The sequence below is a fragment of the Mesorhizobium sp. WSM4836 genome, assembly GCF_055811815.1.
Map to the genome: position 1 here is coordinate 1 of NZ_JBVVQF010000029.1, position 24584 is coordinate 24584.

The following is a 24584-nucleotide window of genomic DNA, read 5'->3' on the forward strand; positions in this document are numbered from 1 at the left end:
ACGAGAGAGCTGCTACTCTCTCCCAGCGGTTCATTCTCGCCTCTTGGCAATGAATGTCATAAGACAAGCGCGTCGCACTCGACGCGCTCTAGATTCTGGTCTTTATGCATGTCGTTATTGCAAAACCGCGGCACAGTTTTGCGCGACATGCATTAAACGGAACGGCCGTCGAAGTCGAAGACCGGCACGGCGGCGACGTCCAACGCCTCGATGCAATGAATATTGATATAGGCACTTCGCCCGCTCCCTTCGCCGACATCCTCGGCGAAGGGGTGAATGCCGCAGCTGCGGCAGAAGCGGTGGGCGATGACATGGTTGCCGAAGCTGTAGCGGCCGAAATCATCGCCCCAGGCAAGCACCCTCATGCTCTCGTGCGGCACTGCCCATAGCAGTGCACCCTTGCGCGAGCAGATCGTGCAATTGCACCGACCGGCTCCGGTCAGCTCGCCTTCGACCTCGAACGCGACCTTGCCGCAGTGACAGCTGCCTTGGTAGAGCATCGGGCCTTCCTCCTTCGGTTCGACAGGTGCAAATCCGACCGTGCCGGGCTATGTCTCCTGCGGCCAATTTCTGGCTGCTACTTAAGACGTTGCAAGTGTGCGGAGTCCGACACCGAAAAATGCAATCAGCCCGTGATCGCCTCGAAGCCATTCTTTCGCGTCTTGCCGCTCGCGTGGGCCGTGAGAGCGTTTTCGTAAAGCTCTACCCGCAAGCCGCACGGGCGGCGGCCGACGCCGCCGATGCGCGGCGAAAAGCCGGCGTCATGCTCGGGCCGCTCGACGGGGCGATCGTCTCGATCAAGGACCTGTTCGATGTCGCCGGCGAGCCGACCACGGCGGGCTCTCTGCTGCTCGCCACCGCAGCGACGGCGCTGCGGGATGCCATTGTCGTGCGACGGCTGCGCCAAGCCGGGGCAGTCATCCTCGGCAAGACTAACATGACCGAGTTCGCCTTTACCGCGATCGGCGTCAACCCACACTACGGCACGCCCGGCAATGCGAGCGACGCCAGCCTCATTCCCGGCGGCTCGTCCTCGGGTGCCGCGGTTGCGGTCGGCGAAGGTACCAGCGAAATCTCCATCGGTTCCGATACCGGCGGTTCTGTGCGCATTCCGGCATCGCTGAATGGCGTGGTCGGTTTCAAGCCGACGGCGTGGCGCGTGCCGCTCGCGGGTGCGTTTCCGCTGTCGGCGACGCTGGACTCGATTGGTCCCCTGGCCCGCAGCGTCGCCGAATGTGCGGCGGCCGATGCAGTGATGTCGGGCGAAAACCTGGCGGCACTGTTGCCGCTGCCGCTGAATGGGCTGCGCATCGGTATTCCGCGCGGCGTGCTGTTCGATGATACGCAGGAAGAGGTCGCGACGACGTTCGACCAGTGTCTGCGCAAGATGGGGCTTAGCGGCGCACGGCTTGCGGAGCTGTCGATCGACGACCTGCTTGCCGATCTGCGCGCGGCAACACAACGCGCGTCGATCGCGGCGATGGAAGGGGCGGAGATCCATACCGACTGGCTGGCAACGGGAGCGGCGGCTCCGGTCGACCCGCGAGTAAGCGGACCCTTGTCGCGTGCCGCCGCCATTCCGGCCACGGTCTATATCAGGGCAATGCGCCGCCGCACAGCGCTGGCCGCCGCCATGGATGACCGGCTGGCCCCAGTCGACGTGCTGGCCCTGCCGACCACGCCGGTGACGGCGCCGACGATCGTGTCGATGACCGGCGACGAGGCTCTGTGCAACCGGACGGAAGGCCTTCTGCTGCGCAACACGCAGGTCGCCAACCAGTTCGATCTATCGGCCATCTCGCTGCCAATGCCGGGAATGACGCGTCCGGCCGGGCTGATGCTGGTGGCGCGCAATGGTCATGACCACCACCTGCTGCGCATCGCGGCCGGCGTCGAGGCGCTACTTGCAAATTGAGGCCTTCAAAAATCGGCAGGGAACCGCCGCCGGTAATGCTCGACCACTTCGGGGTTGCGCAGATTGACCGGCAATCTGTTGGCCAGCACCAGTAAGGCTTCGCCAGCCGCGCCGACGCCCATGCGCATCATCGACTGTTCGGTGATCCCGGCCATGTGCGGGGTAACGATGACATTGTCGAAGCCGAAATAGGGATGGTTGGGCGGCAGCGGTTGTGTTGCAAAAACATCGAGCGCGGCGCCGCCGATGCGGCCCTTCTGCAGGGCTTCGATAAGAGCGTCGTCGTCTATCACCGGCCCGCGCGAAACATTGATCAGCAGCGCATCCGGCTTCATCCGCCCAATGCGCTCGCGGCTGATGAGCCCCCGGGTTTCTGGCGTCAGCGGGCAGCACAGGACGATGATGTCGCTCTGCTCGATCAGCGCGTCGATCGACAGGAAGCCGACCCTGTCCGGCGCCGGCCGCATGCTGCGCGTCGTCGCCACCACGTTCAGATCGAAGCCATGTGCCGCGATATGGCCAACCGCCTGGCCGATCGCGCCGAGGCCGACAATGCCGATCGTCTTGCCGGCAAGCTCACTGGCCACGACGGTGTGTTCGCGGCCGGCCAGCCAGCCCTTGGCACGCAAGTCGCGGTCCAACACACGAAAGCGCCGAAGCAGCGCCAGTGCCGCGAACATCACATATTCGGCCACCGATCGCGCGTTCACCCCCGGCACGTTCGCCACCAGCACGCCGGCCGCATTGGCAGCTTCCATCGGTACCATGTCCAGTCCGGCCCCGTGGCGGATCGCGGCCCTGAGCTTCCTCGCGTCTTCGAAAAGCGCCGCAGGCAAGGGAGCGCGAACGATGACGACATCCACATCCCTTGCCTCGGCGGCCAGCGTGTGCGCGTCGAGGGCGGAGGCAACGACGAGTTCGCCGGCCGCTGTCAGCATGGACGAGGCACGGGGGTGCAGTCTGTGTGTCGACAGGATCCTGGGCATTTCAGGCCTTTTCGAGCGCTGGGCTTTGCGGTTCCGCCCCACGCCCCTCGATCAGCCCCTTCCAGTAGCTTTCCGCGCCTTGCAGGTGGGCGCTCATCAACGCCTGGGCGAGGTTGCCGTCCCGGCGCAGCAGCGCCTCGTAGATCTGGATATGCTCGGCATGGGAGCGCACGTTGCGTTCGGGATCGTTGAAATAGATCGGCAGGCGCAGTTCGCCCATCATGTAGTAGACGCTGCAGACATTGTGGAAGACGCTGTTCTTGGTCGCCCTCACGATCTCGAGGTGGAACTCGCGGTCTTCCCTGGCAAGGCCTTCACCGGCGGCGATGCGATCCTCGGAGGCCTTCAGGATCTCGCGCAGCCGCTCGAAATTCTCCTCGGTGGCGCGTGAACAGGCAAGTTCGGCGGCCTTGATCTCGTGGATCTTGCGCAACTCGACCGTCTCGTAGATCTGGACGGGGTCGAGCGGCAGGCCGGCGCGGGCGAACAGCGCCATCGCCTCGACGCTCGCCTGCTTCGTATCGATGTAGATGCCGGATTTCGCCCGTCGCTCGACGATGCGCATGGCCTCGAGGATCGCCAGCGCCTCGCGGATCTGGCCGCGGCTGACGCTGAAATGCTCTGCCAGTTCGCGCTCCGACGGCGTGCGGCCCGTCTCCTTGTCCGAATGGGAGAACAGATAGGCGGCGAGTTCCGCGAGAAGGTTCTTTTCTTTCATGTCAGCCGTGTTGCGCGTGCGCCTCCAGGAACCGCTCCGAAATGGTGAATCCCAGCCCGGGTCTATCAGGGATCGCTATCATACCGTCCTTTGCTTCGACAGTCTCTTCGATCAGATCGTGGATCATCGGGTTGGCGCCGAGCGAATATTCGACGGTGAAGCTCGCCGGCGAAGCGGCGCAGACATGCAGCCCGGCAAAGAAGCAGGGCGCACCCGCCCAAAGATGCGGCGCAAAGCGCAGATTGAAGGCGCTGGCGATGGTGCCGATCTTCATCGCCTCGCTGATGCCGCCGCAAAAGGCCGGATCCGGCTGGAAGATATCGGCGGATTTGAGCACGGCGAGGTCGCGGAAGGCGTAGCGCGTCGCCTCGCTTTCGCCAGTGGCGATCGGGATCGAGCCGCAGGCGCGCACCTCGGCCATGCCAGGCTTGTCGTCGGCGATCACCGGCTCCTCGAACCAGGCGAGGTCGAGGTCGCCGGCGAGATGGATGAAGCGCTTGGCTTCGGCCACCGTGTAAGTGCCGTGCGCGTCGACCATCAGGTCGATATCGGGGCCGAGCGCCTGTCTTGCGGCGCGGACGCGAGCCGCCGAGATATTTGGGGCGCCGTCCATGGCGCCGACGCGCATCTTCAGCGCCTTGAAGCCGCCCTTGGTGATGTAGGACTGCAGCTGGTCGCCGATGGCTTCCGCAGTGGCCCAGCCGCCGGAAGCATAGGCCGGCATGCGGTCCAGCTTGCGGCCGCCGAGCAGCCGCCAGACCGGAACGCCGAGCGATTTGCCGAGAATGTCCCACAATGCGATGTCGACGGCGCTGATGGCGGCGATGCTCATGCCCCGTCGTGCCAATTGCGGCATGGCATGGCCGGCGCGAGCGGCGCTGTCGTGGCGCGTGCCATTATAGAGCATCTCCCAGATGACGCCGATGTCGGCCGGGTCGCGGCCGACGAGCTGCGGGCCGACTTCATAGTTCAGCAAATGAACGAGAGCGCCGTAGCTGCCGGCGCTGCCGGCGGCATTCTTGCCTTCGCCCCAGCCGACCAGCCCGTCGTCGGTTTCGATGCGCAGGATGGCGGCGTCGAACGTCGCCACCTGACCGAAGTCGCTGCGGTGCTGTCTCGCGGCTTCGATCGGTATGCGGACCCACCAGGCTTGGACCGTCTTGATGCGCATGTTCATCCTCGGCCCGGCCGCGGTGAGGCGGAAGGGCACTTTCCAAACGGCTCGGCTACTTGATCAGCGGCAGTAGCGTTTCCGCATTGATGCGCATCTGGTCGGTGTAGAATTTTTCCGTCAGCACGCTGGAGCCGTGGTCCTGAATGAATTTCAGCTGCTCCGGCGAGATGTCGACGGGGTTGCGTTCAACCATGTCGGGATAGGGGGCAGCCGGCGTGCGGTCGACGGGGGCGACGAATTCATTGGTCAGCGCGCCGTCATAGCCGATCTCCTTCAGCGTGCCGACGATCTTCGGCCAGTCGATCTGCCCGAGGCCGGCAGCGAAGCGGTTGTTGTCGGCGACATGGAAGTCGTACAGGCGCTTGCCGACCTGCCGGATGGCGTCATAGACGTTAAATTCTTCCATGTGAATGTGGTAGGCGTCGAGGCAGACGCCGCATTCGGGGCTGACCGCATCGGCCAGCGCCAGTGCCTGGGCGCCGCGGTTGAACAGATAAGTCTCGAAGCGGTTGAGCGGCTCGACCGCGATCTTGACGCCGACCTTCTTGGCGTGGGTGAAGCATTCCCGGGTGGCGTCGACCACCCATTTCCATTCCTCTGCCTCGGTGCCGTCCGGCACGACCTTGCCGACGGTGGCGGGGACCAGCGTGATAATCTCGCCGTCGAGCTCGCTGACCATGGTCAGCACGTCCTTGACGTATTGCACCGAGCGCTCGCGCTGGCCCTGGTCCTTGGCTGCGAGATTGCGCTCGCCCAGCATCAGCGTCACCGCTCCCCAGCAGCGAATGCCGTACTCGTTCAACAGTGCGCGCGTCTCCTTGGGCTTGTACTGTTCGGGTTCGCCAGAGATCTCGATCGACTCGTAGCCGAATTTCTTGATGCGCTTGAGCGTCGTTTCCAGCGGCTCCGCGCGCATCCAATTGTGCGTCGAAAGATGCATGGTCTATCCTTCCCAGAATCGCCTGTATCAGTTCGCCTGCGGCGCACTCTGCCGAAGAGTGCCGCATGTTTCCTCCCCAAGGCGTCCCAGCATTTTTAGCAAACTGGTTCGACCAATTGGGCCTGATGGGAGGTCTACAGTAATTTCATCTAGACGGCAAGAAGTGCCGCCATGAAGCGTTGGTTCCTGTCTATGCCATTGATATGCTAAAGCATGTGGCCTAGCTCGGCCTGGTTGCAGGACTGCGGCGGCGTGTCAAATGGCTTGACCAGATTTCCGCATTTGGTAATACCAGAATAGCGGCGCGAGCGCGCTGTGCAAAGAGACCAAAGAGGCTGGCCCTGTTTTCAATCGGCGCTATGCTTGGTCGTGAAACATAGGGAGATGCGGATGCCGAAGACGATGAAGGGGCCTGGTCTGTTCCTGGCGCAGTTTGCGGGCGACGCCGCTCCGTTCAATTCGCTGGGCTCGATCACCAAATGGGCGGCCGGTCTGGGCTACAAGGGCGTGCAGATCCCGACATGGGACGCCCGACTGTTCGATCTCGAGAAGGCAGCGTCGTCCCAGGCCTATTGCGACGTGGTGAAGGGCATCTGCGCCGATGCCGGCGTCGAGATCACCGAACTGTCGACGCATCTGCAGGGGCAACTGGTGGCGGTGCACCCGGCCTATGACGCGCAGTTCGACGGCTTCGCGCCACCGGCGGTGCACAACAATCCAAAAGCCAGGCAGCAATGGGCGGTCGAACAGATGAAGTTCGCCGCCAAGGCGTCGAACAACCTCGGACTCAAGGCGTCGGTGTCGTTTTGCGGCGCGTTGGCCTTCCCTTACCTCTATCCGTGGCCGCAGCGGCCGGCGGGATTAATCGAGGAAGCGTTTGCCGAACTGGGCAAGCGCTGGAAGCCGATCCTCGACGTCTATGACGAGAACGGCGTTGATGTCGGCTACGAAATCCATCCGGGCGAGGACGTGTTCGACGGCGCGACATTCGAGATGTTGCTCGACGCGGTCGGCGGCCACAAGCGCTGCAACATCAACTACGACCCGTCGCACTTCCTTCTGCAGCAGCTCGATTATCTCAAATTCATCGACATCTACCACGAGCGGATCAAGGCGTTCCACGTCAAGGACGCCGAGTTCAATCCGACCGGGCGGCAAGGCGTCTATTCCGGCTACCAGAGCTGGACCAACCGCGCCGGGCGTTTCCGCTCGCTCGGCGACGGACAGGTGGATTTCGGCGGTATCTTCTCCAAGCTCACCCAATACAACTACGATTCATGGGCGGTGCTGGAATGGGAATGCTGCCTGAAGCACCCGGAGGATGGTGCCGCCGAAGGCGCCCCCTTCATCCAGCACCACATCATCAGGGTGACGGAAAAAGCATTCGACGATTTCGCCGGCGGCACGACCGACAAAAAGATGCTGCGCGGCATGATGGGGATCTAACGCTGTTCTCCCTCCCCCTTGAGGGGAGGGTGGCCCGAAGGGCCGGGTGGGGTCGGTTCATGCCGAGCTCCACGCCCGGCGACCCCACCCGATCCGCTGCGCGGATCGACCTCCCCTCAAGGGGGAGGGGTATTTCAGTGACGAGGGAGAAAATCATGGTTGGCGCATCGAAGGCGGAAACCGGGGGCGGTCCGATCCGCTACGGCATGGTTGGCGGCGGACAAGGCGCCTTTATCGGCGCGGTGCACCGCATCGCAGCACGCATGGATAACGAGTTCGTGCTGGTTGCGGGTGCCCTGTCGTCGGATCCGGAGCGCGCCAAGGCCTCGGCGGCCGAGCTTGGGCTCGATCCGGCACGCAGCTACGGTTCTTATACCGAGATGGCCAAGGCGGAGGCCAAGCGGCCGGACGGCATCGAGGTGGTGGCCATCGTCACGCCGAACAATGTGCACGTGCCGGCCGCCAAGGCTTTTCTCGAGGCCGGCATCCACGTCATCTGCGACAAGCCGCTGGCGACGACGCTGGCCGAGGCAAAGAAGCTTGCGGCGCTGGTCGAAAAGACCGGCAAGGTGTTCGTGCTGACCCATAACTACACCGCCTATCCGATGGTGCGGCAGGCACGCGAGATGGTGGCCAAGGGACAGCTCGGCGATATCCGCATCGTGCAGTCGGAATATCCGCAGGACTGGCTGACCGAAGACTTGGCCGCCACCGGCCAGAAGCAGGCTGCGTGGCGCTCAGACCCCAAGCAGGCCGGTGCCGGCGGTGCGCTAGGCGACATTGGCACGCACGCGTACAACCTTGCCCGTTTCGTGTCCGGGCTGGAGCTTGATTCGTTATCGGCCGATCTCGATGCCTTCGTGCCGGGGCGGCTGCTCGACGACAACATCAATGTGCTGCTGCGTTTTAAGCCGGTCGGCGGGTCGCACCCGGCCAAGGGAATGATCTGGGCAAGCCAGGTGGCGCCCGGCCACGAGAACGGGTTGAAATTGCGCATCTACGGCTCGAAGGGCGGGCTCGAATGGGTGCAGGCCGACCCGAACTATCTCTGGTACACGCCGTTCGGCCAGCCGAAGCAGTTGATTACCCGCAATGGCGCCGGCGCGCTCCCCGTCGCCGGGCGCGTCAGCCGCGTTCCGCCAGGGCATCCGGAAGGCTATCTCGAAGGTTTCGCCAATATCTACCAGGAAGCCGCGCGGGCCATTCGCGCGGCGCGCCGGAAAGGCGGCAAGCCGGCTAAGGATGTCATCTTCCCGACCGTGCAGGACGGCGTCGAGGGTATGGCCTTCATCGAGGCCTGCGTGAAGTCGTCTAAGAAGAATGGGGCTTGGACAAGCCTCTAAACAAGCCTGCAGGCGAATTCATGGGGAGGGGCGTCGATGAAAATCGGCATGTGCATGCTGTTGTGGACGACCAGTGTCTCGAAGAAATACGAGCCGCTGCTCAGGGACATCAAGGCGACTGGCTTCGACGGCGTCGAAATACCGGTCTTCTCCGGCACGCCGGACGACTACAAGAAGCTCGGCGAGCTGCTCGACCGCATCGGGCTGCAACGCACCGCCGTCTCGGCGATGGGCGATCCGGCGATGAATTTAATCTCGGCCGACGCCTCGACGCGCAAGGCCGGTATCGACTATATGAAATCGACGATCGACTGCGCCCAAGCGCTTGGCGCGAACACCTTGAGCGGCCCGCTGCATTCGACACTCGGCGCCTTCTCCGGCAGCGGGCCGACGGCGGCCGAGAAAAAGCGCTCGGTTGCCTCGCAACGCGCCATCGGCGACCATGCCGGCAACAAGGGCGTCACCATCGGGCTCGAGGCGCTCAATCGCTTCGAGTGCTATCTGCTCAACACGATGGACGATCTGTCGGACCATATCGACGCGATCGACCGGCCGCACATCAAGGCGATGTACGACACGTTCCATGCCAACATCGAAGAGGCGGACCCGATCGGCGCCTATACGCGCAACCGCAAGAACATCGTCCATATCCACATTTCGGAGAACGATCGCGGCGTGCCGGGCCGCGGCCACGTCCCCTGGAAGGAGACGTTCTCCGCCATCCGCAAGAGCGGCTACGACGATTGGCTGACGATCGAGGCGTTCGGCCGCTCGCTGAAGGATTTGGCCGCGGCGACGAAGGTGTGGCGCGACTTTTCCGAAGGCCCGGAAGCGGTTTATCGAGACGGGTATAAACATATCAGGAGCGGGTGGAGGAAGGCGCGGTAAAGCCCCTCCTTCGTTCATCCTAGGGTCTGCGCCGCGTCGCGTCGCTCCTTGCTCCGTCCATACATGACGAGGCGCGGTTGGCCGCTCCCGATTATGGCGTCGCTTTGATCACCCCTGCTCGGCCTGGATCCGGTTGTAATCATGGATCGTCCTGCTCAGGCGGCGGCGCAGGAAATTGGAAATGTTGTCGAAGATGAAAACGACAAGCAGGACCAAGAGCACCATGTAGAAGACATTGGCCCAGTTGGAGTTGGTGCGCATCGCTTCCCAAAGCTTCAGGCCGATACCGCCGGCACCGACAGCGCCGATGATCGTCGCCCCCCTGGTGTTGGATTCCCACTGATAGAGCGTCTGGCTGATGAACATCGGAATCACTTCCGGCAGTACGCCATAGCGCTGCACCAGCAAGCCGTTGGCGCCCGTCGACTGGATGCCCTCGCGTGGCTTGTCGTCGATGTTCTCGAGGCCTTCCGAATAGACTTTGCCGAGCGTGCCGATCTCGGTGAAGAAAATCGCGGCGCTGCCGGCAAGCGGGCCGGGGCCGAAGGCGCGGGTGAAGAACAGCGCCCAGATCAGCATGTCGACCGAACGCATGAAATCGAAGAAGCGCTTTAGCACCTGGCTAAGCAGGCCGCTGGGGGTGATGTTGCGGGCAGCGAAGAAGGCGAGCGGGAAGGCGACGATGCCCCCTAGCAAGGTGCCGAGGAACGCCATGACGATGGTCTGGAACAGCTTCGTCCAGACGTCGCCATGCTGCCATTGGGCGTTGTTCCAGATATTGTCGGCGGCCAGCGCAATGTTAGATGTGCCCGACTTGAGTTGGGGCCCGGATATCAGCAACGAGACCACCTCGCCGGGCGACTTGCCGAAGAAGGGCGAGCGTGTGTCGAAGACGAAATTCGCCCAGCCGAGGAAGCGCTTGCGGACCTTGACGCGATCGACGGTTATGCGGACCTCGCCGGCAAAGCCCATCCTGGCGACGATTTCGTCGTCATGGGCGGTGATCCAGTCCGGCACCGGGCCGGATATCACCGGCTTGCCGCTGGCCAACGATACCGGCACCGTTCGCCCATAGGCAACAAGCGTTGCCTCGGCCTTGTCGAAGGTGACGGATTTAGCCCGGCCGTCGATCAAGATTGTGTAGGAGCCGTTCGCATTGGTGATGACCCAATCGGGATGAGGATCTTCGCCAAGTGCGGAAAAACGCGGGTATTTGGGTGTGATCTGAGGCTGATGGAGACGGAATTCCGGCTGCAGATCGTAGCTGATCCATTGCGTCAGGAAGAGCGGCAGGCGCTCCCAGTGCGATTCCCTCAGCACTTGCGGCAGGCTGAAGAACCACAAGGCGTAGACGAGGTAGAGCAGGACTCCGGCGAACAGGACCAGCGGGCCGAAGCGTTTGTACAGGGGCCATCGGAACACCTCGGGAAAGCGTTCCTCGATCGATTGCATCTCATTGGCGGTCATCGCGGCCATGGGCAGTCTTCTTGTTGATTTGCCATGATCTTTTCCAAAGACCGGAATCCACTTTTTGGGATCATGGTCAAGCACCCATCATGAATGCCTGCTCGCCGACGAGCTTGCGGCGTAGCCAGGCGGAGAACTGGTCGACGAGGAAGATCGTGGTGAACAACAGCAGCACCAGTGCCAACGTCTTGGCGCCGAAGCCGCGCGAGATGGAGAGCTTCAGCTCCTCGCCGATACCGCCACCCCCGACCGCGCCGATGATGGTCGAGATACGCACATTGATCTCGATCCTGAGCAGAGTGTAGGACATGAAATTGGGCAGCACTTGCGGCAGGCCGGCGAAGCGCACGCGCTCGAACCAGTTGGCGCCGACCGCGCGCAGGCCTTCTTCGGCCCGCATGTCGATGTTTTCGTTGATCTCGTAGAAGAGCTTGCCGAGGGCGCCGATCGAATGCAGGCCGATGGCGATGATGGCCGCGACCGGGCCGGTCGAGAGGATGGCTGCGAACAGGCCGCCAATGACGATCTCCGGGAAGGCGCGAAGCAGTTCCATGAAGCGCTTGACGACGAGCCTGAGCACCGGATGGGGCGTCAAATTGCGAGCGGCGATGAAGGAGAAGGGCACCGCAAAGACGAAGCCGATGAAAGTGGAAACCAGTGCCACGTTAAGCGTGGTGAGCATCAGCTCGAAATATTCGGGCAGGTAAAAACCGCCCCAGAGATAGACGCGACCAAGCGGGAAGTTGAACTCCTGGCTGCCCTTGTCGTGCGGCGATGCGATGTCGAACAGCGCCAGCCAGACGTCGTTCCAGTCCTTGGGAACAAGCCAGCTAAGGAAATCCAGTATGTGCGGCAGCCGATCGAAGAAATGTCCGGCATTGGCCTCGTCGGCGAACCACATGGCTGTGCACATGGCGACAAGCAGTAAGCCGATGCCGAGCGCCGTGTAGAACCGGCGCAAGGATGTCTGGCGTCGCCAGGTGTCTGCCGTCCGCCGGGTCACGTCTGAACGAATCGTGGCTGAGATGGTCATGATGGGCATGCAAAAAGGGCGGCGCGGGAAACGCCGCCCTTTTCAATTGCATTCAGCCACCGATCGCGGCTTTGCGGGCTTCGACGATGACGCTGTAGAAGTCCGGCTTCACCGGAACGTAGCCAGTGAAATCGCCGCCTTCGATGGCCTCGAAGCAAGGCTTGTCCTTGGCCGGCAGGCTGGTGAAGAAGTTGGCGAGTTTGGCGCTCATATCGCCGCCGAGCGCGGTCCGCACGACCAGCGGGCCGTTCGGGATCAGGCCGGAGCGCCAGACTTCGACGAAGTCGTTGGGGTCGACGGCGCCCTTGGCGACTTCCTTGTGGAAGGTGCCGGACGTGTAGCCGTTCTTGAAGTCGCCGATGCCCGAGGAATCGTCAACCGCGACATCGACCTTGCCGTCGCGGACGGCCAGAAGGTTGTTCTCATGGCCGCCATTGAACTGCGTCGAGGCGAAGAAGGTCTCGTTCGAGGCGCCGGTGTCCTTCGGGATCTGGGTCAGCGGGATCAGATAGCCCGAGGTCGAATCCGGGTCGGCATAGCCGAGCTTTTTGCCCTTTGCCGATTTGATATCGGTGATGCCAGATGACTTCAGCGCCAGGCCGACCGAATAATAGCCGGTCGCGCCGTCGGTCTGCTGGGTGGTGAGGATCGGGGTCACGGCATTCGGATCCTTGAGGTAAACGCTGGCATAGCCCGACGCGCCAAGCTCGGCGAAATCGAGGGTGCCGCCGAGCAGGCCCTGGATAACGCCGTCATAGTCGGCGGCCGGGAACAGCGAGACCTTCTCGAAACCAAATTCGGTCTGCAGGTGATCGGCGAGGCACTGAAAGTTGCGCAGCCGGTCCGCCTCGTTTTCACCGCCGAGGATGCCGATGCGGAGTTCCTTGATATCCTGGGCATGAGCGGCGCTTGCCGCGATGGCGAGCAATGAAACCGCGCCAAAAACCATCTTCCTGAACATTATCTCTCTCCTGTTGGTCCCGGCCTCGCGCCGGTAGCGTTCGAATTTTTTGACAGGTGCCTTTGACGCGGGCGGGCGATCAGGCCGTTCTCAATATCCCGGGAATGCGGGCTCCAGCGGTCCGGCGGATGCAGAGATTTTCTGTTTGACGGCGACACTGGTCGAGGTGATGGCCTCGGAGATTTCGCCGCCATTGCTGTCGGCGCCGTAGACCATGCGCACGGCCTCACGGTTGAGGTCTTCGGGCGGGCCGTCGAAGACGACCTTGCCGGCGGCCATGCCGATGATGCGGTTGCAATAGTTGCGCGCCGTGTCGAGTGTGTGCAGATTGGTGATGACGGTGATGCCTTCGCGCAGATTGATGTCCTGCAGCGAATCCATCACCACCTTAGCGTTAAGCGGATCGAGCGAAGCAATAGGCTCGTCGGCCAGCAGCACCCTCGGCTGTTGCATCATGGCACGCGCAATCGCAACGCGCTGCTGCTGGCCGCCGGAAAGCGTGCCGGCAGGCTGCAGCGCGGTGCGGGCGATGTCGAGGCGCTCGAGGGCTGCAACCGCCTCGGCGCATTCGTTGCGGGAAAACATGCCGAAGAGGTTGGACAGGGTCGAGCGGTGGTTGAGGCGGCCGAGCAGCACATTGGTCAGCACGTCAAGGCGCGGCACGAGATTGAACTGCTGGAAGATCATGGCGCAGTCGCGTTGCCAACGCCGCAGCGGCGAGCCGCGCAACCCGGAGACCTCGACGCCGTCGAACAGGATGGATCCCTGGCTCGGATCGATGAGGCGGTTGATCATGCGCAGCAGCGTCGATTTGCCGGCGCCGGAGCGGCCGATGATACCGACCATCTGGCCTTGCGGAATCGAGATGTGAACATTGCTGACGGCGGTGTTCTTGCCGAACCGTCGGGTGACGCCGCGGATTTCGAGCGTAGCTGACATGGTGCAGGCTCCAGTCCAGTCGCAATTGAAGGTCTGTTAACCCTCGCTAGCGCAGCCACGTGAACCTGCGGTGTCGGAATGATGTCAGTTTTGTTACCGCCCACAGCTTCGCAGCGCGATCAACCCAGCACAACAAGCTCCTCGAAATGCTTCATGTCTGTGAAGCTGCAGAAGGCCGGTGGCCTCAGCTCAACCACCGGTGCCTTATGCGCCAGCAACGACAGGCAGTCATCGAACAGATCCTGCCATGCAGAAGCCCTGGCGTCGTCGAGGCGTCTGATCTGGTAGGCGAAGGTTATATGGAACACATAGTTGTCGTGGTCGGGATGCCGGTATCCGAACGGCACCGACAGGGCGTCGCGCCAGGCACGCATGATGCGCTGATCCTCGTCGGACGCCCCGGCGACGGTCAGGCCGGTCGGAACGATTTCGACAACCCTGACGTTGAACGCGCCGCAGCCTTCGAAGCCGTTCAGGCGTTCCAGATAGAGGCGGGTCATGGCGTCGATACCGGTGTCGGGCGGCACGCCCTGCGGCCAGTAGGGAAGCCGCCTGCGATGTTCGATGATGCCTTGGAACAGCGTCATATGCAGGCTGGAAATCGGGGTGAACGCCAGCCGGTCGGCGTCGGGCATTTCGCGCATCCGCTCCCGCACCTCGATGATCGCCGCTTCCGATGCGGAAGCGCTGGCGAGATGGCAGACCACGGTGTTGCCTGGCTCGAAGAGGAAATTTCCCGCAGTATCGTAGCGTGTGCCGAGATGCAGCGGAGGGGTCGGATTGGAGCCGGCAAAGAATCCGGTGAGCGACGGTTTGATGGAAACAGGCATGGCGATCTCCCGAGGAAGAGACCGCGTCCTGTCCGAGTCATGTGTCAGGGGTGTGAATGGTGAATGGGGATAAAGAAGGCGTTCCCTGAGCCTCCAAGCCTATTCTCTGCCGCCATTCACCATTGGACAATTCACCATTCACGATCCTTAGCCGCCATACTTCTTCAGAAAGGCCTCCGCCGACAGTTCCCGAAAATCGTCAAGCGCAGCGCGTAGCCTTGCGTGGTCCCAGTCCCACCAGGCGAGCGCGTTGTAGCGTTCCGCCGTGCGGCGGTCGAAGCGCTCGCGGATCGGTTTGGCCGGCACGCCGCCGACGATGGTGTAGGGCGCGACGTCTTTCGACACCACTGCGCCGGCACCGACCGCCGCGCCGTCGCCGACGGTGACGCCGGGCAGGATGGTCGAGCCGTGGCCGAGCCAGGTGTCGTGGCCGATGGTGACGCGTTTGGCGCGGCGCTGAGCGAAGAATTCGCTCTCGTGCTCGGCGTCGTCCCAATAGTCGGAGGCGCGATAGGTGAAATGGTGCAGCGTCGGCCGCCAGGTCGGATGGTTGGTGGCGTTGATGCGCACGCTGGCGGCGATGTTGGCGAATTTGCCGATCGTCGCGCACCAGACGCCGCAGTCCTGCATCATGTAGGAATAGTCGCCGAGAATGCTCTCGGAGATCCGGCTGCGTTCGGCGATCTCGGTCCAGCGGCCAAGCGTCGAGTTGTCGACGTGCGCGGTCTCGTGGACCAGCGGCGCCTCCGACAGTTTCCTGGTCATGCGGCGATTTTCCCGGCGGCGAAGGCGGTCACGTCGATGACGCGGTCGGCCACCGCCTCGCGCACGTCGTGGTCATGGAAGATGCCGAGCAAAGCGACGCCCGCCACCTTCTTGGCGGCGATTAGGGAAATCACCACGTCGCGGTTCCTGGCGTCGAGCGAAGCGGTCGGCTCATCGAGCAGCAGGATCGGATGCTTGGTGATGAAGCCGCGCGCGATGTTGACGCGCTGCTGCTCGCCGCCGGAAAACGTCGCCGGCGGCAGCGCCCAAAGCTTCTCCGGCAGGTTCAACTGCGCTAGCAAGGCGCGAGCCTTGCCGCGCGCAGTCTCGCGCTCCTCGCCGCGCTCGACCAGCGGTTCGGCGACGACATCGAGCGCCGAGACGCGCGGCACGGTGCGCAGGAACTGGCTGACATAGCCGATGGTAAGCCGGCGCACGGCAAGCACGGTGCGCGGGCTGGCCGAAGCGAGATCGATCAGCCCGCCCTCGTGCTGGACGATGATCTGGCCTTCGTCGGCGGCATAATTGCCGTAGAGCATTTTCAGGATCGAGCTCTTGCCGGCGCCGGACGGGCCGCCGAGCACGGCGCATTCGCCGGCCCTGATCGCGAACGAGACGCCGGCGACGACCGGCAGTTTGATGCCGTCGCGCAGATGCATGGTGAAGCTCTTGGCGACATCGGAGACGACGAGCGGGGTTGCCATAGTCAAAGTCCCTCTTTTTGCCGCATGATCTGATCCGAAAACCGGCTTCCACTTTTCGGGATCATGCAGGCTAGACCTGCAATATCGAGGAAACGAGAAGCTGGGTGTAGGGCGCGCGCGGGTCGTCGAGCACCCGGTCGGTGAGACCGCTTTCGACGACACGGCCGTCCTTCATCACCATGATGCGCTGCGACAACAGCCGCGCTACGGCGAGATCGTGGGTGACGACGATCGCTGCCAGGCCGAGATCGGTGACCAGACCGCGCAACAGGTCGAGCAGACGTGCCTGCACCGACACGTCGAGACCGCCGGTCGGCTCGTCCATGAAAACCAGCCGCGGCCCGGTGACGAGGTTGCGGGCGATCTGCAGGCGCTGGCGCATGCCGCCGGAAAAGGCGCGCGGCTCGTCGTCGATACGGTCTTCGTCGATCTCGACACGCGACAGCCAGTCGACGGCCGTCGCACGGATTTTTCCATAGTGGCGGTCGCCGACCGCCATCAGCCGCTCGCCGACATTGGCGCCGGCCGACACCGTCATGCGCAGCCCGTCGGCGGGGTTCTGATGGACAAAGCCCCAGTCGGTGCGCATCAGGAAGCGGCGCTCGGCCTCGCTCATGCGGTAAAGCTCACGGAACTGGCCGTCGTGCATGCGGTAGCTGGCGGTGCCTGAAGAGGGCAGCAGCCGCGTCGACAGGCAGTTGAGCAAAGTCGTCTTGCCGGAACCGGATTCGCCGACCACCGCCAGCACCTCGCCCGGCCAGAGGTCAAAGGTAACGTTCTCGCAGCCGACGCGCGAGCCGTAGAATTTGGACAGCGCCGAGACGCGCAGCAGCGGTTCGTCGGTCATTGCGCCGGCTCCGTTTTTTCTGGGGCAAGATGGGTCTCGGGCGCAAGGTGGCCGCGATGGCCTTCGGCCCGCCGCTTCTCGCAATGGTCTGTGTCGGAGCAGACAAACATGTGGCCGCCATGGTCGTCGAGGATGACTTCGTCGAGATAGACGTTCTCGGCCGCGCACAGCGCACAGGGCTGGTCGAAGGTCTGCACCTCGAAGGGATGGTCCTCGAAGTCGAGGCTGACGACATCGGTGAAGGGCGGCAGTGCATAGATGCGCTTTTCGCGGCCGGCGCCGAACAGTTGCAAAGCCGGCGAACGGTGCATCTTCGGATTGTCGAATTTCGGCGTCGGCGAGGGATCCATCACATAACGGTTCTCCACCTTGACCGGATATGCGTAAGTGGTGGCGATGCGGCCGTGCCTGGCGATGTCTTCGTAGAGTTTGACATGCATCAGACCGTATTCCTCCAGCGCATGCATCTTGCGCGTCTCCGTCTCGCGCGGTTCGAGGAAGCGCAGCGGTTCGGGGATGGGCACCTGATAGACCAGCACCTGGCCGGCGCTCAGCGGATATTCGGGAATGCGGTGGCGCGTCTGGATGATGGTCGCCTTGGCCGTCTCGGTGGTGACGGCGACATTGGCGACCTTCTTGAAGAAGGCGCGGATCGAAACGGCATTGGTGGTATCGTCGGCGCCCTGGTCGATGACCTTGAGCACATCGTCCGGGCCGATGATCGAAGCGGTGACCTGCACGCCGCCGGTGCCCCAGCCATAGGGCATCGGCATTTCGCGCGAGGCAAATGGCACCTGGTAGCCGGGAATGGCAATGCCCTTGAGGATCGCCCTGCGGATCATCCGCTTGGTCTGCTCGTCGAGATAGGCGAAGTTGTAGCTGGCGATGTCGGTCGGTTGTCCGGTCATTCGGCGGCCTCCCTCTTCTCTTCGCCCTTGCCGGCATTCTCGCGTGCCTCATACTCGGCGCGCATGCGGCGCACGAGGTCGAGCTCGGCCTGGAAATCGACATAGTGCGGCAGCTTGAGATGCTCGACGAAGCCGGTCGCCTGGACATTGTCCGAATGCGAGATGACGAACTCCTCGTCCTGCGCGGCGGCGATGACATCCTCACCCAACTCCGAGGCGCGCAGCGCGCGGTCGCAGAGCGCCATGGCCATCGCTTTGCGCTCGCTCTGGCCGAAGACGAGACCATAGCCGCGGGTGAATTGCGGCGGCGCCTTGGCCGAGCCCTTGAACTGGTTGACCATCTGGCATTCGGTGACGCGGATGCTGCCGAGCGGAAGGGCAAATGGCAGTTCCGGCACGTCGAGTTCCAGTTCGACCCCGCCGATGCGAACCTCGCCGACGAAGGGATGGTTGCGCGCATAGCCGCGCTGGGTGGAATAGCCGAGCGCCAGCAGAAACCCCTCGTCGCCGCGCGACAGCGCCTGCAGGCGGATGTCACGCGCCATCGGGAATTCGAGCGGCTCGCGGGTGATGTCGCCGGGGACATGATCCCCGGGCATGTCGCCGTCGGGCTCGATCAGGCCTTCGCGGGCGAGGATGGCCGATACGCGCGGCATTGCCTCCGCTTCGGCTGCACGCTGCTCCGGCTCGGCGACATCGCCACCGGCGGCAAGCTCGGGATCGAGCAGCCGGTGGGTGTAGTCGAAAGTCGGGCCGAGCAGCTGCCCGCCGGGCAGGTCCTTGTAGGTCGCCGACACGCGCCGCTCGACCAGCATCGTGCCGGTGTCGATCGCCCTGGTGTAGCCGAAACGCGGCAGCGTCGTGCGATAGGCGCGAACCAGGAAGATCGCCTCGATCATGTCACCGCGCGCCTGGACGATGGCGAGTGCTGCCAGTTCCCTGTCGTAGAGCGAACCTTCGCTCATCACCCGGTCGACGCCGAGCGCCAGCTGCTCGACAATCTGGTCGAGGCGAAGTGCGGGCACCGAACGGTCGCCGCGCCGGCGGTCGGCGAGCAGCTTGTGAGCATTGCGAATGGCCGCTTCGCCACCCTTTACCGCGACATACATGCTATGCCTCCATCGTCTTGATGCGCGTCGTGCGCGGCAGGCAGGCAATTGCGTTAGTGGTGGCCAGGATGATGTCGACGCCACGCGGAAAGCGCTGGTTATTCTGCTTCCATTGCTCGACGAAATGACGCGGCATTTGCGCCGGCGCGATCGTCGCCGTTTGCTCGATCCCGGGGCCTTCGAGCAGCAGCGGAGCGCCGGAGACGAGATCGCCGACCTCGAGGATCAGCGTCGTCGAACGGTCGGGATAGTCCTGGGTGCCTTGCGAAAATCCGTCGAGCGCCATCATCTCGGATGGTGAAGCGATCAGCGCAAAATGCGCGTCGGCCGGGGTGTTGGCCAGCGGCGCCCCGGTATGGAAGCCAAGCCAGGATTTCACCGCTGCCGATCCTTGCAAAGCCGGGTCGAGCCAGAGCGGCGTGTCGTTGTCGCACAGCGCCAGCGCAATGGCGCCGGCGGTGGCCGACAGCGGCGACGGCGGGTGGGCGAGGGCCGGCAGCGGCTGCACGCTGCCCGGCCGTGCCATCGCGTCCATGACGGCGCCGAATACGGTCTGGGCGTTGAACACCGGATCGGCGAAGCCGCCGTCGATCGATTGAGTAGCTGCGTCCATCAGTCTTCCCCGCGTACCATGGTGAAGAAGTCGACCTTGGTCGCCGCCGTTTCGGCGCGGCGCTGGTCACGCGCCTTGGCCAGCGCCGCTTGCAAGGGCGCGACGATGCTGGTCTCGATCTCGTTCCGGTGGGCCGGGTCCTGCCAGAGCGCATCGGCGATTGCCGCCAGCGTTGCCTTCTGCTTATCGCGGCCGAGCGCATAGCAGTGGCCGACGTGGCCGGACGCCAGCCGCACCGTGGCACGGGTGACCGTCGCCTCGCCGACATTGAAGGGAGCGCCGCCGCCGCCGATGCGGCCGCGTACCGTAACCAGGCCGGTTTCGGGGCCACGCAGAAGTTCCGCTTGGGACGGCAGGCCGGCTTCGTCCCAGAGGCGGACGATGTCGTCTCCGGCAGATTGGGCCAGCGTGGCCATCACGGCCTTGCGTTCGGCCTGCTCTCGCGCTTCCCGTCCTCGCATGGTTAACATTCCCTTGCATCCAAATCTTGTCTATTGATATAGACAACTATACAAATTATATCTATTTTTTAATGCGTGTCCATGACGGGTGCATGACAAGGCCCGAAAAGGCTTGGGCGAAAAGAATGGGGCAGAAATGATCGGGCAGCCAGGCAGCATAGAGCGGCGCAGTGGTGTCGCATTGTGGCGGCAGATCGCCGACCAGATTCTGCACTCGATCGCCGTCAGTGATTTTCCCGAGAATGCCGCGCTGCCGCCGGAGATCGCGTTGGCCGAACGCTATGGCGTCAACCGGCATACGGTGCGCAGCGCTATCGCAGCGCTGGTGCAGGAGGGCGTGCTCAGGGCAGAGCAGGGTCGCGGCACTTTCGTGCTGTCGCGCAGGCGGCTGTCTTATCCGATCGGCGCCCGCACCCGTTTTTCGAAGGGATTGCAAGGACAGGCGTCCGAGCGGCATATCACCTTGCTCGCGGCATCGGTCGAGCCCGCCGACCGTCGTGTCGCGGAGGGCTTGGGCCTTGCGAAGGGGGCCGATGTGATACGCCTGGAAACGCGCGGCGAAGCCGATGGAATGCCGGTGTCGCGCGCTGCCGGCTGGTTCGATGCCAGGCGCTTTGCCGGCATTGATGCCGCCATGGCGGAAACCGGTTCGATCACCGCATCGCTGGCACGTTTCGGCATCGACGACTATCTCAGGCAATCGACGGTGCTTTCGGCGCGCCATGCCGATGCCGCCGACCTTGCCGACCTCGACCTGCAGCCCGGCGCCATCGTGCTGGTGACGGTCGCCGTCAACGTCACGCCCGACGGTCAGCCGATCCAGTTTTCGGAGTCGCGCTTCCCGGCCGAGCGGATCGAGCTCAAACTATCGGCGCTCTGAGATGCGCCAGCCCTGGCATCATCCGACCTGAATGACGGCCTTGATCAGGCCGGACTTCTCATGCGCCCAGCGGGCGAGGTCGTGCGGTGTCTCGCCAAGCGTGGTGCGGTGGGTGACCAGCTTTGCCAGCGGCAGCGCGCCGTTGCGGATCGAGGCGGCGACATGATCGAAATCGGTGCCCAGAGCGTTGCGGCTGCCGATCAGCATCATCTCGCGCTTGTGGAATTCAGGATCGGAAAAGGCGATGTCGTCCTTGACGACGCTGACCAGGACCAGCGCCCCGCCATGCGCGACATGGGCGAAGGCCGACTGCACCGACTGGGTGTTGCCGGTGGCGTCGAACACCACGTCGAAGCCGTCGCCGCCGGTTGCGTTCCGCACCAGATCGGCGGCGGCGCCCCGCGAGCCGTCGAGCGTCGCGAAGCCGAGTTCGCTTTCAGCGAAGCCCAGCCTCTCCGCACTCATGTCGAGCAGCGTCACATCGTGCCCGGCGATGCGGGCGAACAGCGCCGTGCCGAGGCCGATCGGCCCGGCGCCGATGACCAGCGTGCGCGCGCCCGATTGAGCCAGCGAGCGCCGCACGGCATGGGCGCCAATCGCCAGGAATTCGACGGCGGCAGCATCGGCCAGCGACAGGCCGTTTGCCGGATAAAGATTTTGCGCCGGCACTAGGATCTGCTCGCACATGGCGCCGTCGCGGTGGACGCCGAGCACCTCGATTTTCACGCAGCAATTCGGCTTGCCTTGCCGGCAGGCGATGCATTTGCCGCATGCGAGATAGGGATTGACGATCACCGCTTCGCCGACGGCCAGATCGACATCCTCGCCAACCTCGATCACGGTGCCGGAAACCTCGTGGCCCATGATGCGGGGATAGGCGAGGAACGGGTGCTTGCCTTCGAAGATGTGGTAGTCGGTGCCGCAGATGCCGACATGGCTGACGGCGACCAGCGCCCAGCCGGCGGGCGGCGCGCCGGGCGCCGGACGATCTTCGAGGGCAAGTTCGCCGGGCGAGCGGCAGACGACGGCTTTCATGCTTCAATCCAGTCGGTTCATGGCACCGCCGGCTCTGCTGTCGCGAGGCCGGCGGTTGTGGGGAGGCGGTCTATTTGCCGCGGCGGCGCAGCCCGTCGAAATAGACGATGACGATGATCAGCACGCCGGTGATGATGCGCTGCCAGAAGGCGTTGACGTTGAGCAGATTGGCGCCGTTGTTGATGGTGGCAAGGATGAAGGCGCCGAGCAGCGGCCCGTGCACGGAGCCGACAGCGCCGAACAGCGAGGTGCCGCCGATCACCGAGGAGGCGATTGCCTGCAATTCCCAGCCCTCGGCCTGCGTCGGATTGCCGATGCCGATGCGCGAGGCAAGCAGCACGCCGACGAAGGCCGCACACAGCCCCGACAACGTATAAGCCATGTAGATGGTGCGCTGGACGTTGACGCCCGACAGGCGCGATGCCTCGGCGTTGGAGCCGACCGAGAACAGGTAGCGGCCCCAGCGGCTGTGGTGCAGGAAGACGTAAGCCGGGATGCCGACCAGGATCACCATCCAGAACAGATTGGGGACGCCGGCGAAGGAACTGCGCGAAAACGTCTGGAAGGCGTCGTTGTTGATCGAGATCGAGTTGCCATTGGTCATCAACAGGCCGATGCCGCGCAGCGAGGTCAGCGTCGCCAGGGTGATGATGAAGGGCGGCAGGCCCATCTTGACGATGCCGAAGCCGTGGAACATGCCAATGGCGACGCCGACCAGCAAGGTGATCAGGATGGCGAGGAACACCGGTGTGCCGGCGTTGATCAGCATCGCGACGATGACGGTGGCGAAGCCGACCACGGCGCCGACGGAAAGGTCGATGCCGCCGGTGATGATGACGAAGGTCTGGCCGACGGCCAGGATGGCGATCATCGACCCTTGCCGCAACAGGTTGGAGATGTTGTTGGCCGAGGCGAAGCTCGGCGTCGCCACCGACAGGATGACCCATAAAAGAACCAGCAGCGCCAGCAGTGTCAGCCCGAACAGGGCGTTGTAATTGCGTTTCGGCCTTTCGGCAGCGATCGCCTCGGTGCTCATATCCGTCCTCCCGGTCTTTCTTGTTTCTCGGCCAGCGCCTGGGTGAGGATCTCCTCGTGGTCAGCGGTACGAAACCCATGCGTGGCCACCAGCTTGCCGCGCCGGAACACGTGCAGCGTGTCGGCTAGCTCATAGACCTCTGGCAGGTAGGACGAGATCAGGATGATGCCGGCTCCCTTAGATAGCAGCGCGCCGAACAGGCGGTAGATCTCGGCCTTGGTGCCGACGTCGACGCCGACAGTCGGCTCGTCGAAGATGAACAGCTTGGCGCCGTGGGCGAGCCATTTGCCGATGACGATCTTCTGCTGATTGCCGCCGGACAGGCTGGAGGCCAGCGCGCCGCGCGTCGGCGTCTTGATGCGCAGGTCGGCGATCTGGCGATCGGCCTGGGCCTTCTCCTGCGCGTGCGAGATCAGCAGATTGCTCGAAATGCGCTTGTAGATCGGCAAATTGAGGTTGAGCCCGACCGGCAGGTTGAGACAGAGGCCCTGGTCGCGGCGGCTTTCCGGTGCCAGCGCCATGCCGAGCCGGATCGCGTCGTGTTCGGAATTGACCTTGACCTCCTTGCCCTCCCAGAGGATATGGCCGGCCGATTTGCGGTGGCGGCCGTAGAGCGTGGTGACGAACTCGCTGCGCCCGGCGCCGATCAGGCCGTATAGGCCGACGATCTCGCCGGCGCGGACGGATATCGAGACATTTTCGAAACCCTTGCCGGACAGGTTCCTGGTTTCTACAAGCATCGCGCCCGGGGTGAAATGCTCCTTGTGGTAGACCTGTTCGATCGAGCGGTTGATCATCATCTTGACCAGCTCGGCGTCATTGGTCTCGGCGATATTCCTGGTGCCGACAAGCGTGCCATCGCGCAGCACCGAAACGCGGTCGGCGAGCTCGAAGACTTCTTCCATGCGATGGCTGATGTAGATGATGGTGACGCCTTCGCCCTTCAGCCGGCGGATCAGCGTGAACAGCTGGTCGGCCTCCTTGCGGGTAAGATAGGCGGTCGGTTCGTCGAAGATCAGGAATTTGGTGCCGCGCACGGTGGCGCGGGCGGCGGCGATCAGCTGCTGCTGGCCGATCGTCAGGTCACCAAGCTTGACATGCGCCGGCAGGTCGAAGCCGAGATCGTCGATGATCTTCTGCGCCTGCCTGACCATCGCCCGCTGCTGCAGGATGCCGAAACGGGAATCCTCCTCGCCGAGGAACATGTTGGCGGCCACGGTGAGATGGCGGCACAGGACGACTTCCTGATGCACGGCATTGATGCCGAGCGCCATCGCCTCATGCGGCGTCGCCAATGCGGCGGGCTTGCCCTCCCAGAGGACGTCGCCTGAGGTGCGCGGCATGACGCCGGTCAGAAGCTTGATCAGGGTGGATTTGCCGGCGCCGTTTTCGCCGACGATGGCGTGGATCTCGCCGGCCTTGAAGGCGAGGTTGACCGGCTTCAGCGCGTGGGTGCCGGGATAGCGCTTTTCCAGCCCGTGTAGTTCGAGGATGGTCCTGCCCGGTTCCAGCGTTGGGGCCGGATGGAGTTCCTGCGCTGTCGACATCATGACAATCCTCCCAGATTGGCCCGCCAGATGGCCTGA

The 24584-nt window shown here is 63.6% G+C and carries 25 protein-coding genes; 5 read left to right on the forward strand and 20 right to left on the reverse strand.

Translation table 11 applies throughout. From position 1 onward, the window contains the following. Positions 1–152 precede the first annotated feature (152 nt). Positions 153–500, reverse strand: a complete 348-nt coding sequence (locus AC0L2P_RS27320; RefSeq protein ID WP_473505749.1) for a GFA family protein — start codon at positions 498–500, stop codon at positions 153–155. A 119-nt stretch (positions 501–619) separates the two neighbouring features. Here AC0L2P_RS27320 and AC0L2P_RS27325 point away from each other — a divergent pair, with 119 nt between their 5' ends. Next, entirely contained in the window at positions 620–1915 is a 1296-nt protein-coding gene (locus tag AC0L2P_RS27325) for an amidase (RefSeq protein WP_473505751.1), read from the forward strand. A gap of 5 nt (positions 1916–1920) precedes the next feature. Here the strand turns inward: AC0L2P_RS27325 and AC0L2P_RS27330 are convergent, their stop codons facing one another. From AC0L2P_RS27330 to AC0L2P_RS27345, 4 genes are read right to left on the reverse strand one after another with little or no spacing between them, the layout of a single operon-like run. After that, positions 1921–2901, reverse strand: a complete 981-nt coding sequence (locus tag AC0L2P_RS27330) for a hydroxyacid dehydrogenase (RefSeq protein WP_473505753.1) — start codon at positions 2899–2901, stop codon at positions 1921–1923. 1 nt (position 2902) lies between these two features. Then, on the reverse strand, positions 2903–3619 hold the full coding sequence (locus AC0L2P_RS27335) for a FadR/GntR family transcriptional regulator (protein ID WP_473505755.1): 717 nt from the start codon (positions 3617–3619) through the stop codon (positions 2903–2905). A 1-nt stretch (position 3620) separates the two neighbouring features. Next, positions 3621–4790 (reverse strand): mandelate racemase/muconate lactonizing enzyme family protein, encoded by a 1170-nt coding sequence (locus AC0L2P_RS27340; protein WP_473505757.1) that lies wholly within the window; start codon positions 4788–4790, stop codon positions 3621–3623. Between the two features lie 55 nt (positions 4791–4845). Continuing rightward, entirely contained in the window at positions 4846–5733 is an 888-nt protein-coding gene (locus AC0L2P_RS27345) for a sugar phosphate isomerase/epimerase family protein (RefSeq protein ID WP_473505759.1), read from the reverse strand. 390 nt (positions 5734–6123) lie between these two features. Between AC0L2P_RS27345 and AC0L2P_RS27350 the strand changes: the two genes are divergently transcribed. The 3 genes from AC0L2P_RS27350 to AC0L2P_RS27360 all read left to right on the forward strand — a co-directional run bounded on the left by AC0L2P_RS27350 (position 6124) and on the right by AC0L2P_RS27360 (position 9410). Further along, on the forward strand, positions 6124–7179 hold the full coding sequence (locus AC0L2P_RS27350; RefSeq protein ID WP_473505761.1) for a sugar phosphate isomerase/epimerase family protein: 1056 nt from the start codon (positions 6124–6126) through the stop codon (positions 7177–7179). A gap of 155 nt (positions 7180–7334) precedes the next feature. Then, the gene (locus tag AC0L2P_RS27355) at positions 7335–8522 is read left to right on the forward strand and encodes a Gfo/Idh/MocA family protein (protein WP_473505763.1); all 1188 of its coding nucleotides are present in this window, start codon (positions 7335–7337) and stop codon (positions 8520–8522) included. Between the two features lie 36 nt (positions 8523–8558). Beyond that, a complete protein-coding gene (locus tag AC0L2P_RS27360; protein WP_473505765.1) occupies positions 8559–9410 on the forward strand; it encodes a sugar phosphate isomerase/epimerase family protein in 852 nt (283 codons plus the stop codon). 108 nt (positions 9411–9518) lie between these two features. Here the strand turns inward: AC0L2P_RS27360 and phnE (AC0L2P_RS27365) are convergent, their stop codons facing one another. From phnE (AC0L2P_RS27365) to phnG, 12 genes are all read right to left on the reverse strand, one after another. Next, positions 9519–10886 carry a phosphonate ABC transporter, permease protein PhnE gene (gene phnE / locus AC0L2P_RS27365; RefSeq protein WP_473505767.1) on the reverse strand — a complete coding sequence of 456 codons (1368 nt, stop codon included), beginning with the start codon at positions 10884–10886 and terminating at the stop codon, positions 9519–9521. A 67-nt stretch (positions 10887–10953) separates the two neighbouring features. Further along, positions 10954–11910, reverse strand: coding sequence for a phosphonate ABC transporter, permease protein PhnE (phnE, locus tag AC0L2P_RS27370; RefSeq protein WP_473505769.1), 957 nt, complete (start codon positions 11908–11910; stop codon positions 10954–10956). A 52-nt stretch (positions 11911–11962) separates the two neighbouring features. Next, complete coding sequence (gene phnD, locus AC0L2P_RS27375; RefSeq protein WP_473505771.1) at positions 11963–12871, reverse strand: phosphonate ABC transporter substrate-binding protein; 909 nt, start codon at positions 12869–12871, stop codon at positions 11963–11965. Positions 12872–12961: 90 nt separating this feature from the next. Next, a complete protein-coding gene (gene phnC / locus AC0L2P_RS27380; protein WP_473505773.1) occupies positions 12962–13810 on the reverse strand; it encodes a phosphonate ABC transporter ATP-binding protein in 849 nt (282 codons plus the stop codon). Between the two features lie 119 nt (positions 13811–13929). Next, entirely contained in the window at positions 13930–14640 is a 711-nt protein-coding gene (locus AC0L2P_RS27385) for a DUF1868 domain-containing protein (protein ID WP_473505775.1), read from the reverse strand. Between the two features lie 147 nt (positions 14641–14787). Continuing rightward, on the reverse strand, positions 14788–15405 hold the full coding sequence (locus tag AC0L2P_RS27390) for a DapH/DapD/GlmU-related protein (RefSeq protein WP_473505777.1): 618 nt from the start codon (positions 15403–15405) through the stop codon (positions 14788–14790). Beyond that, positions 15402–16109: a phosphonate C-P lyase system protein PhnL gene (gene phnL / locus AC0L2P_RS27395; RefSeq protein WP_473505779.1), complete on the reverse strand. Its 708-nt coding sequence runs from the start codon at positions 16107–16109 to the stop codon at positions 15402–15404. The genes AC0L2P_RS27390 and phnL overlap by 4 nt, the downstream gene beginning before the upstream one ends. Positions 16110–16179: 70 nt before the next feature. Beyond that, positions 16180–16956 (reverse strand): phosphonate C-P lyase system protein PhnK, encoded by a 777-nt coding sequence (phnK, locus tag AC0L2P_RS27400; protein ID WP_473505781.1) that lies wholly within the window; start codon positions 16954–16956, stop codon positions 16180–16182. Then, on the reverse strand, positions 16953–17864 hold the full coding sequence (locus AC0L2P_RS27405; RefSeq protein WP_473505783.1) for an alpha-D-ribose 1-methylphosphonate 5-phosphate C-P-lyase PhnJ: 912 nt from the start codon (positions 17862–17864) through the stop codon (positions 16953–16955). The genes phnK and AC0L2P_RS27405 overlap by 4 nt, the downstream gene beginning before the upstream one ends. Beyond that, positions 17861–18973, reverse strand: a complete 1113-nt coding sequence (locus tag AC0L2P_RS27410) for a carbon-phosphorus lyase complex subunit (RefSeq protein ID WP_473505785.1) — start codon at positions 18971–18973, stop codon at positions 17861–17863. The genes AC0L2P_RS27405 and AC0L2P_RS27410 overlap by 4 nt, the downstream gene beginning before the upstream one ends. Before the next feature lies 1 nt (position 18974). Beyond that, positions 18975–19586, reverse strand: coding sequence for a phosphonate C-P lyase system protein PhnH (phnH, locus tag AC0L2P_RS27415; protein WP_473505787.1), 612 nt, complete (start codon positions 19584–19586; stop codon positions 18975–18977). Further along, a complete protein-coding gene (gene phnG, locus AC0L2P_RS27420) occupies positions 19586–20047 on the reverse strand; it encodes a phosphonate C-P lyase system protein PhnG (RefSeq protein ID WP_473505789.1) in 462 nt (153 codons plus the stop codon). The genes phnH and phnG overlap by 1 nt, the downstream gene beginning before the upstream one ends. 136 nt (positions 20048–20183) lie before the next feature. Here phnG and phnF point away from each other — a divergent pair, with 136 nt between their 5' ends. Then, positions 20184–20927, forward strand: coding sequence for a phosphonate metabolism transcriptional regulator PhnF (phnF, locus tag AC0L2P_RS27425; protein ID WP_473505791.1), 744 nt, complete (start codon positions 20184–20186; stop codon positions 20925–20927). Positions 20928–20945: 18 nt separating this feature from the next. Here the strand turns inward: phnF and AC0L2P_RS27430 are convergent, their stop codons facing one another. The 3 genes from AC0L2P_RS27430 to AC0L2P_RS27440 all read right to left on the reverse strand — a co-directional run bounded on the left by AC0L2P_RS27430 (position 20946) and on the right by AC0L2P_RS27440 (position 24548). After that, entirely contained in the window at positions 20946–21962 is a 1017-nt protein-coding gene (locus AC0L2P_RS27430; protein ID WP_473505793.1) for a zinc-binding alcohol dehydrogenase family protein, read from the reverse strand. A gap of 70 nt (positions 21963–22032) precedes the next feature. Next, positions 22033–22998 (reverse strand): ABC transporter permease, encoded by a 966-nt coding sequence (locus tag AC0L2P_RS27435; RefSeq protein WP_473505795.1) that lies wholly within the window; start codon positions 22996–22998, stop codon positions 22033–22035. After that, complete coding sequence (locus AC0L2P_RS27440) at positions 22995–24548, reverse strand: sugar ABC transporter ATP-binding protein (protein ID WP_473505797.1); 1554 nt, start codon at positions 24546–24548, stop codon at positions 22995–22997. Before AC0L2P_RS27440 ends, AC0L2P_RS27435 begins: the two co-directional genes overlap by 4 nt. Positions 24549–24584 lie beyond the last annotated feature (36 nt).

Bases quoted from the DNA above. Each gene is read 5' to 3' on its own strand.
- AC0L2P_RS27325 (WP_473505751.1), top strand. From the start codon at position 620: ATGCAATCAGCCCGTGATCGCCTCGAAGCCATTCTTTCGCGTCTTGCC.
- phnC (WP_473505773.1), bottom strand. From the start codon at position 13,810: ATGTCAGCTACGCTCGAAATCCGCGGCGTCACCCGACGGTTCGGCAAG.
- AC0L2P_RS27385 (WP_473505775.1), bottom strand. From the start codon at position 14,640: ATGCCTGTTTCCATCAAACCGTCGCTCACCGGATTCTTTGCCGGCTCC.
- phnD (WP_473505771.1), bottom strand. From the start codon at position 12,871: ATGTTCAGGAAGATGGTTTTTGGCGCGGTTTCATTGCTCGCCATCGCG.
- phnF (WP_473505791.1), top strand. From the start codon at position 20,184: ATGATCGGGCAGCCAGGCAGCATAGAGCGGCGCAGTGGTGTCGCATTG.
- phnK (WP_473505781.1), bottom strand. From the start codon at position 16,956: ATGACCGACGAACCGCTGCTGCGCGTCTCGGCGCTGTCCAAATTCTAC.
- AC0L2P_RS27335 (WP_473505755.1), bottom strand. From the start codon at position 3,619: ATGAAAGAAAAGAACCTTCTCGCGGAACTCGCCGCCTATCTGTTCTCC.
- AC0L2P_RS27405 (WP_473505783.1), bottom strand. From the start codon at position 17,864: ATGACCGGACAACCGACCGACATCGCCAGCTACAACTTCGCCTATCTC.
- phnG (WP_473505789.1), bottom strand. From the start codon at position 20,047: ATGCGAGGACGGGAAGCGCGAGAGCAGGCCGAACGCAAGGCCGTGATG.
- AC0L2P_RS27410 (WP_473505785.1), bottom strand. From the start codon at position 18,973: ATGTATGTCGCGGTAAAGGGTGGCGAAGCGGCCATTCGCAATGCTCAC.
- AC0L2P_RS27440 (WP_473505797.1), bottom strand. From the start codon at position 24,548: ATGATGTCGACAGCGCAGGAACTCCATCCGGCCCCAACGCTGGAACCG.
- AC0L2P_RS27320 (WP_473505749.1), bottom strand. From the start codon at position 500: ATGCTCTACCAAGGCAGCTGTCACTGCGGCAAGGTCGCGTTCGAGGTC.
- phnE (WP_473505767.1), bottom strand. From the start codon at position 10,886: ATGGCCGCGATGACCGCCAATGAGATGCAATCGATCGAGGAACGCTTT.
- AC0L2P_RS27360 (WP_473505765.1), top strand. From the start codon at position 8,559: ATGAAAATCGGCATGTGCATGCTGTTGTGGACGACCAGTGTCTCGAAG.
- AC0L2P_RS27340 (WP_473505757.1), bottom strand. From the start codon at position 4,790: ATGCGCATCAAGACGGTCCAAGCCTGGTGGGTCCGCATACCGATCGAA.
- AC0L2P_RS27345 (WP_473505759.1), bottom strand. From the start codon at position 5,733: ATGCATCTTTCGACGCACAATTGGATGCGCGCGGAGCCGCTGGAAACG.
- AC0L2P_RS27390 (WP_473505777.1), bottom strand. From the start codon at position 15,405: ATGACCAGGAAACTGTCGGAGGCGCCGCTGGTCCACGAGACCGCGCAC.
- phnE (WP_473505769.1), bottom strand. From the start codon at position 11,910: ATGACCATCTCAGCCACGATTCGTTCAGACGTGACCCGGCGGACGGCA.
- AC0L2P_RS27435 (WP_473505795.1), bottom strand. From the start codon at position 22,998: ATGAGCACCGAGGCGATCGCTGCCGAAAGGCCGAAACGCAATTACAAC.
- phnH (WP_473505787.1), bottom strand. From the start codon at position 19,586: ATGGACGCAGCTACTCAATCGATCGACGGCGGCTTCGCCGATCCGGTG.
- AC0L2P_RS27330 (WP_473505753.1), bottom strand. From the start codon at position 2,901: ATGCCCAGGATCCTGTCGACACACAGACTGCACCCCCGTGCCTCGTCC.
- AC0L2P_RS27355 (WP_473505763.1), top strand. From the start codon at position 7,335: ATGGTTGGCGCATCGAAGGCGGAAACCGGGGGCGGTCCGATCCGCTAC.
- phnL (WP_473505779.1), bottom strand. From the start codon at position 16,109: ATGGCAACCCCGCTCGTCGTCTCCGATGTCGCCAAGAGCTTCACCATG.
- AC0L2P_RS27350 (WP_473505761.1), top strand. From the start codon at position 6,124: ATGCCGAAGACGATGAAGGGGCCTGGTCTGTTCCTGGCGCAGTTTGCG.
- AC0L2P_RS27430 (WP_473505793.1), bottom strand. From the start codon at position 21,962: ATGAAAGCCGTCGTCTGCCGCTCGCCCGGCGAACTTGCCCTCGAAGAT.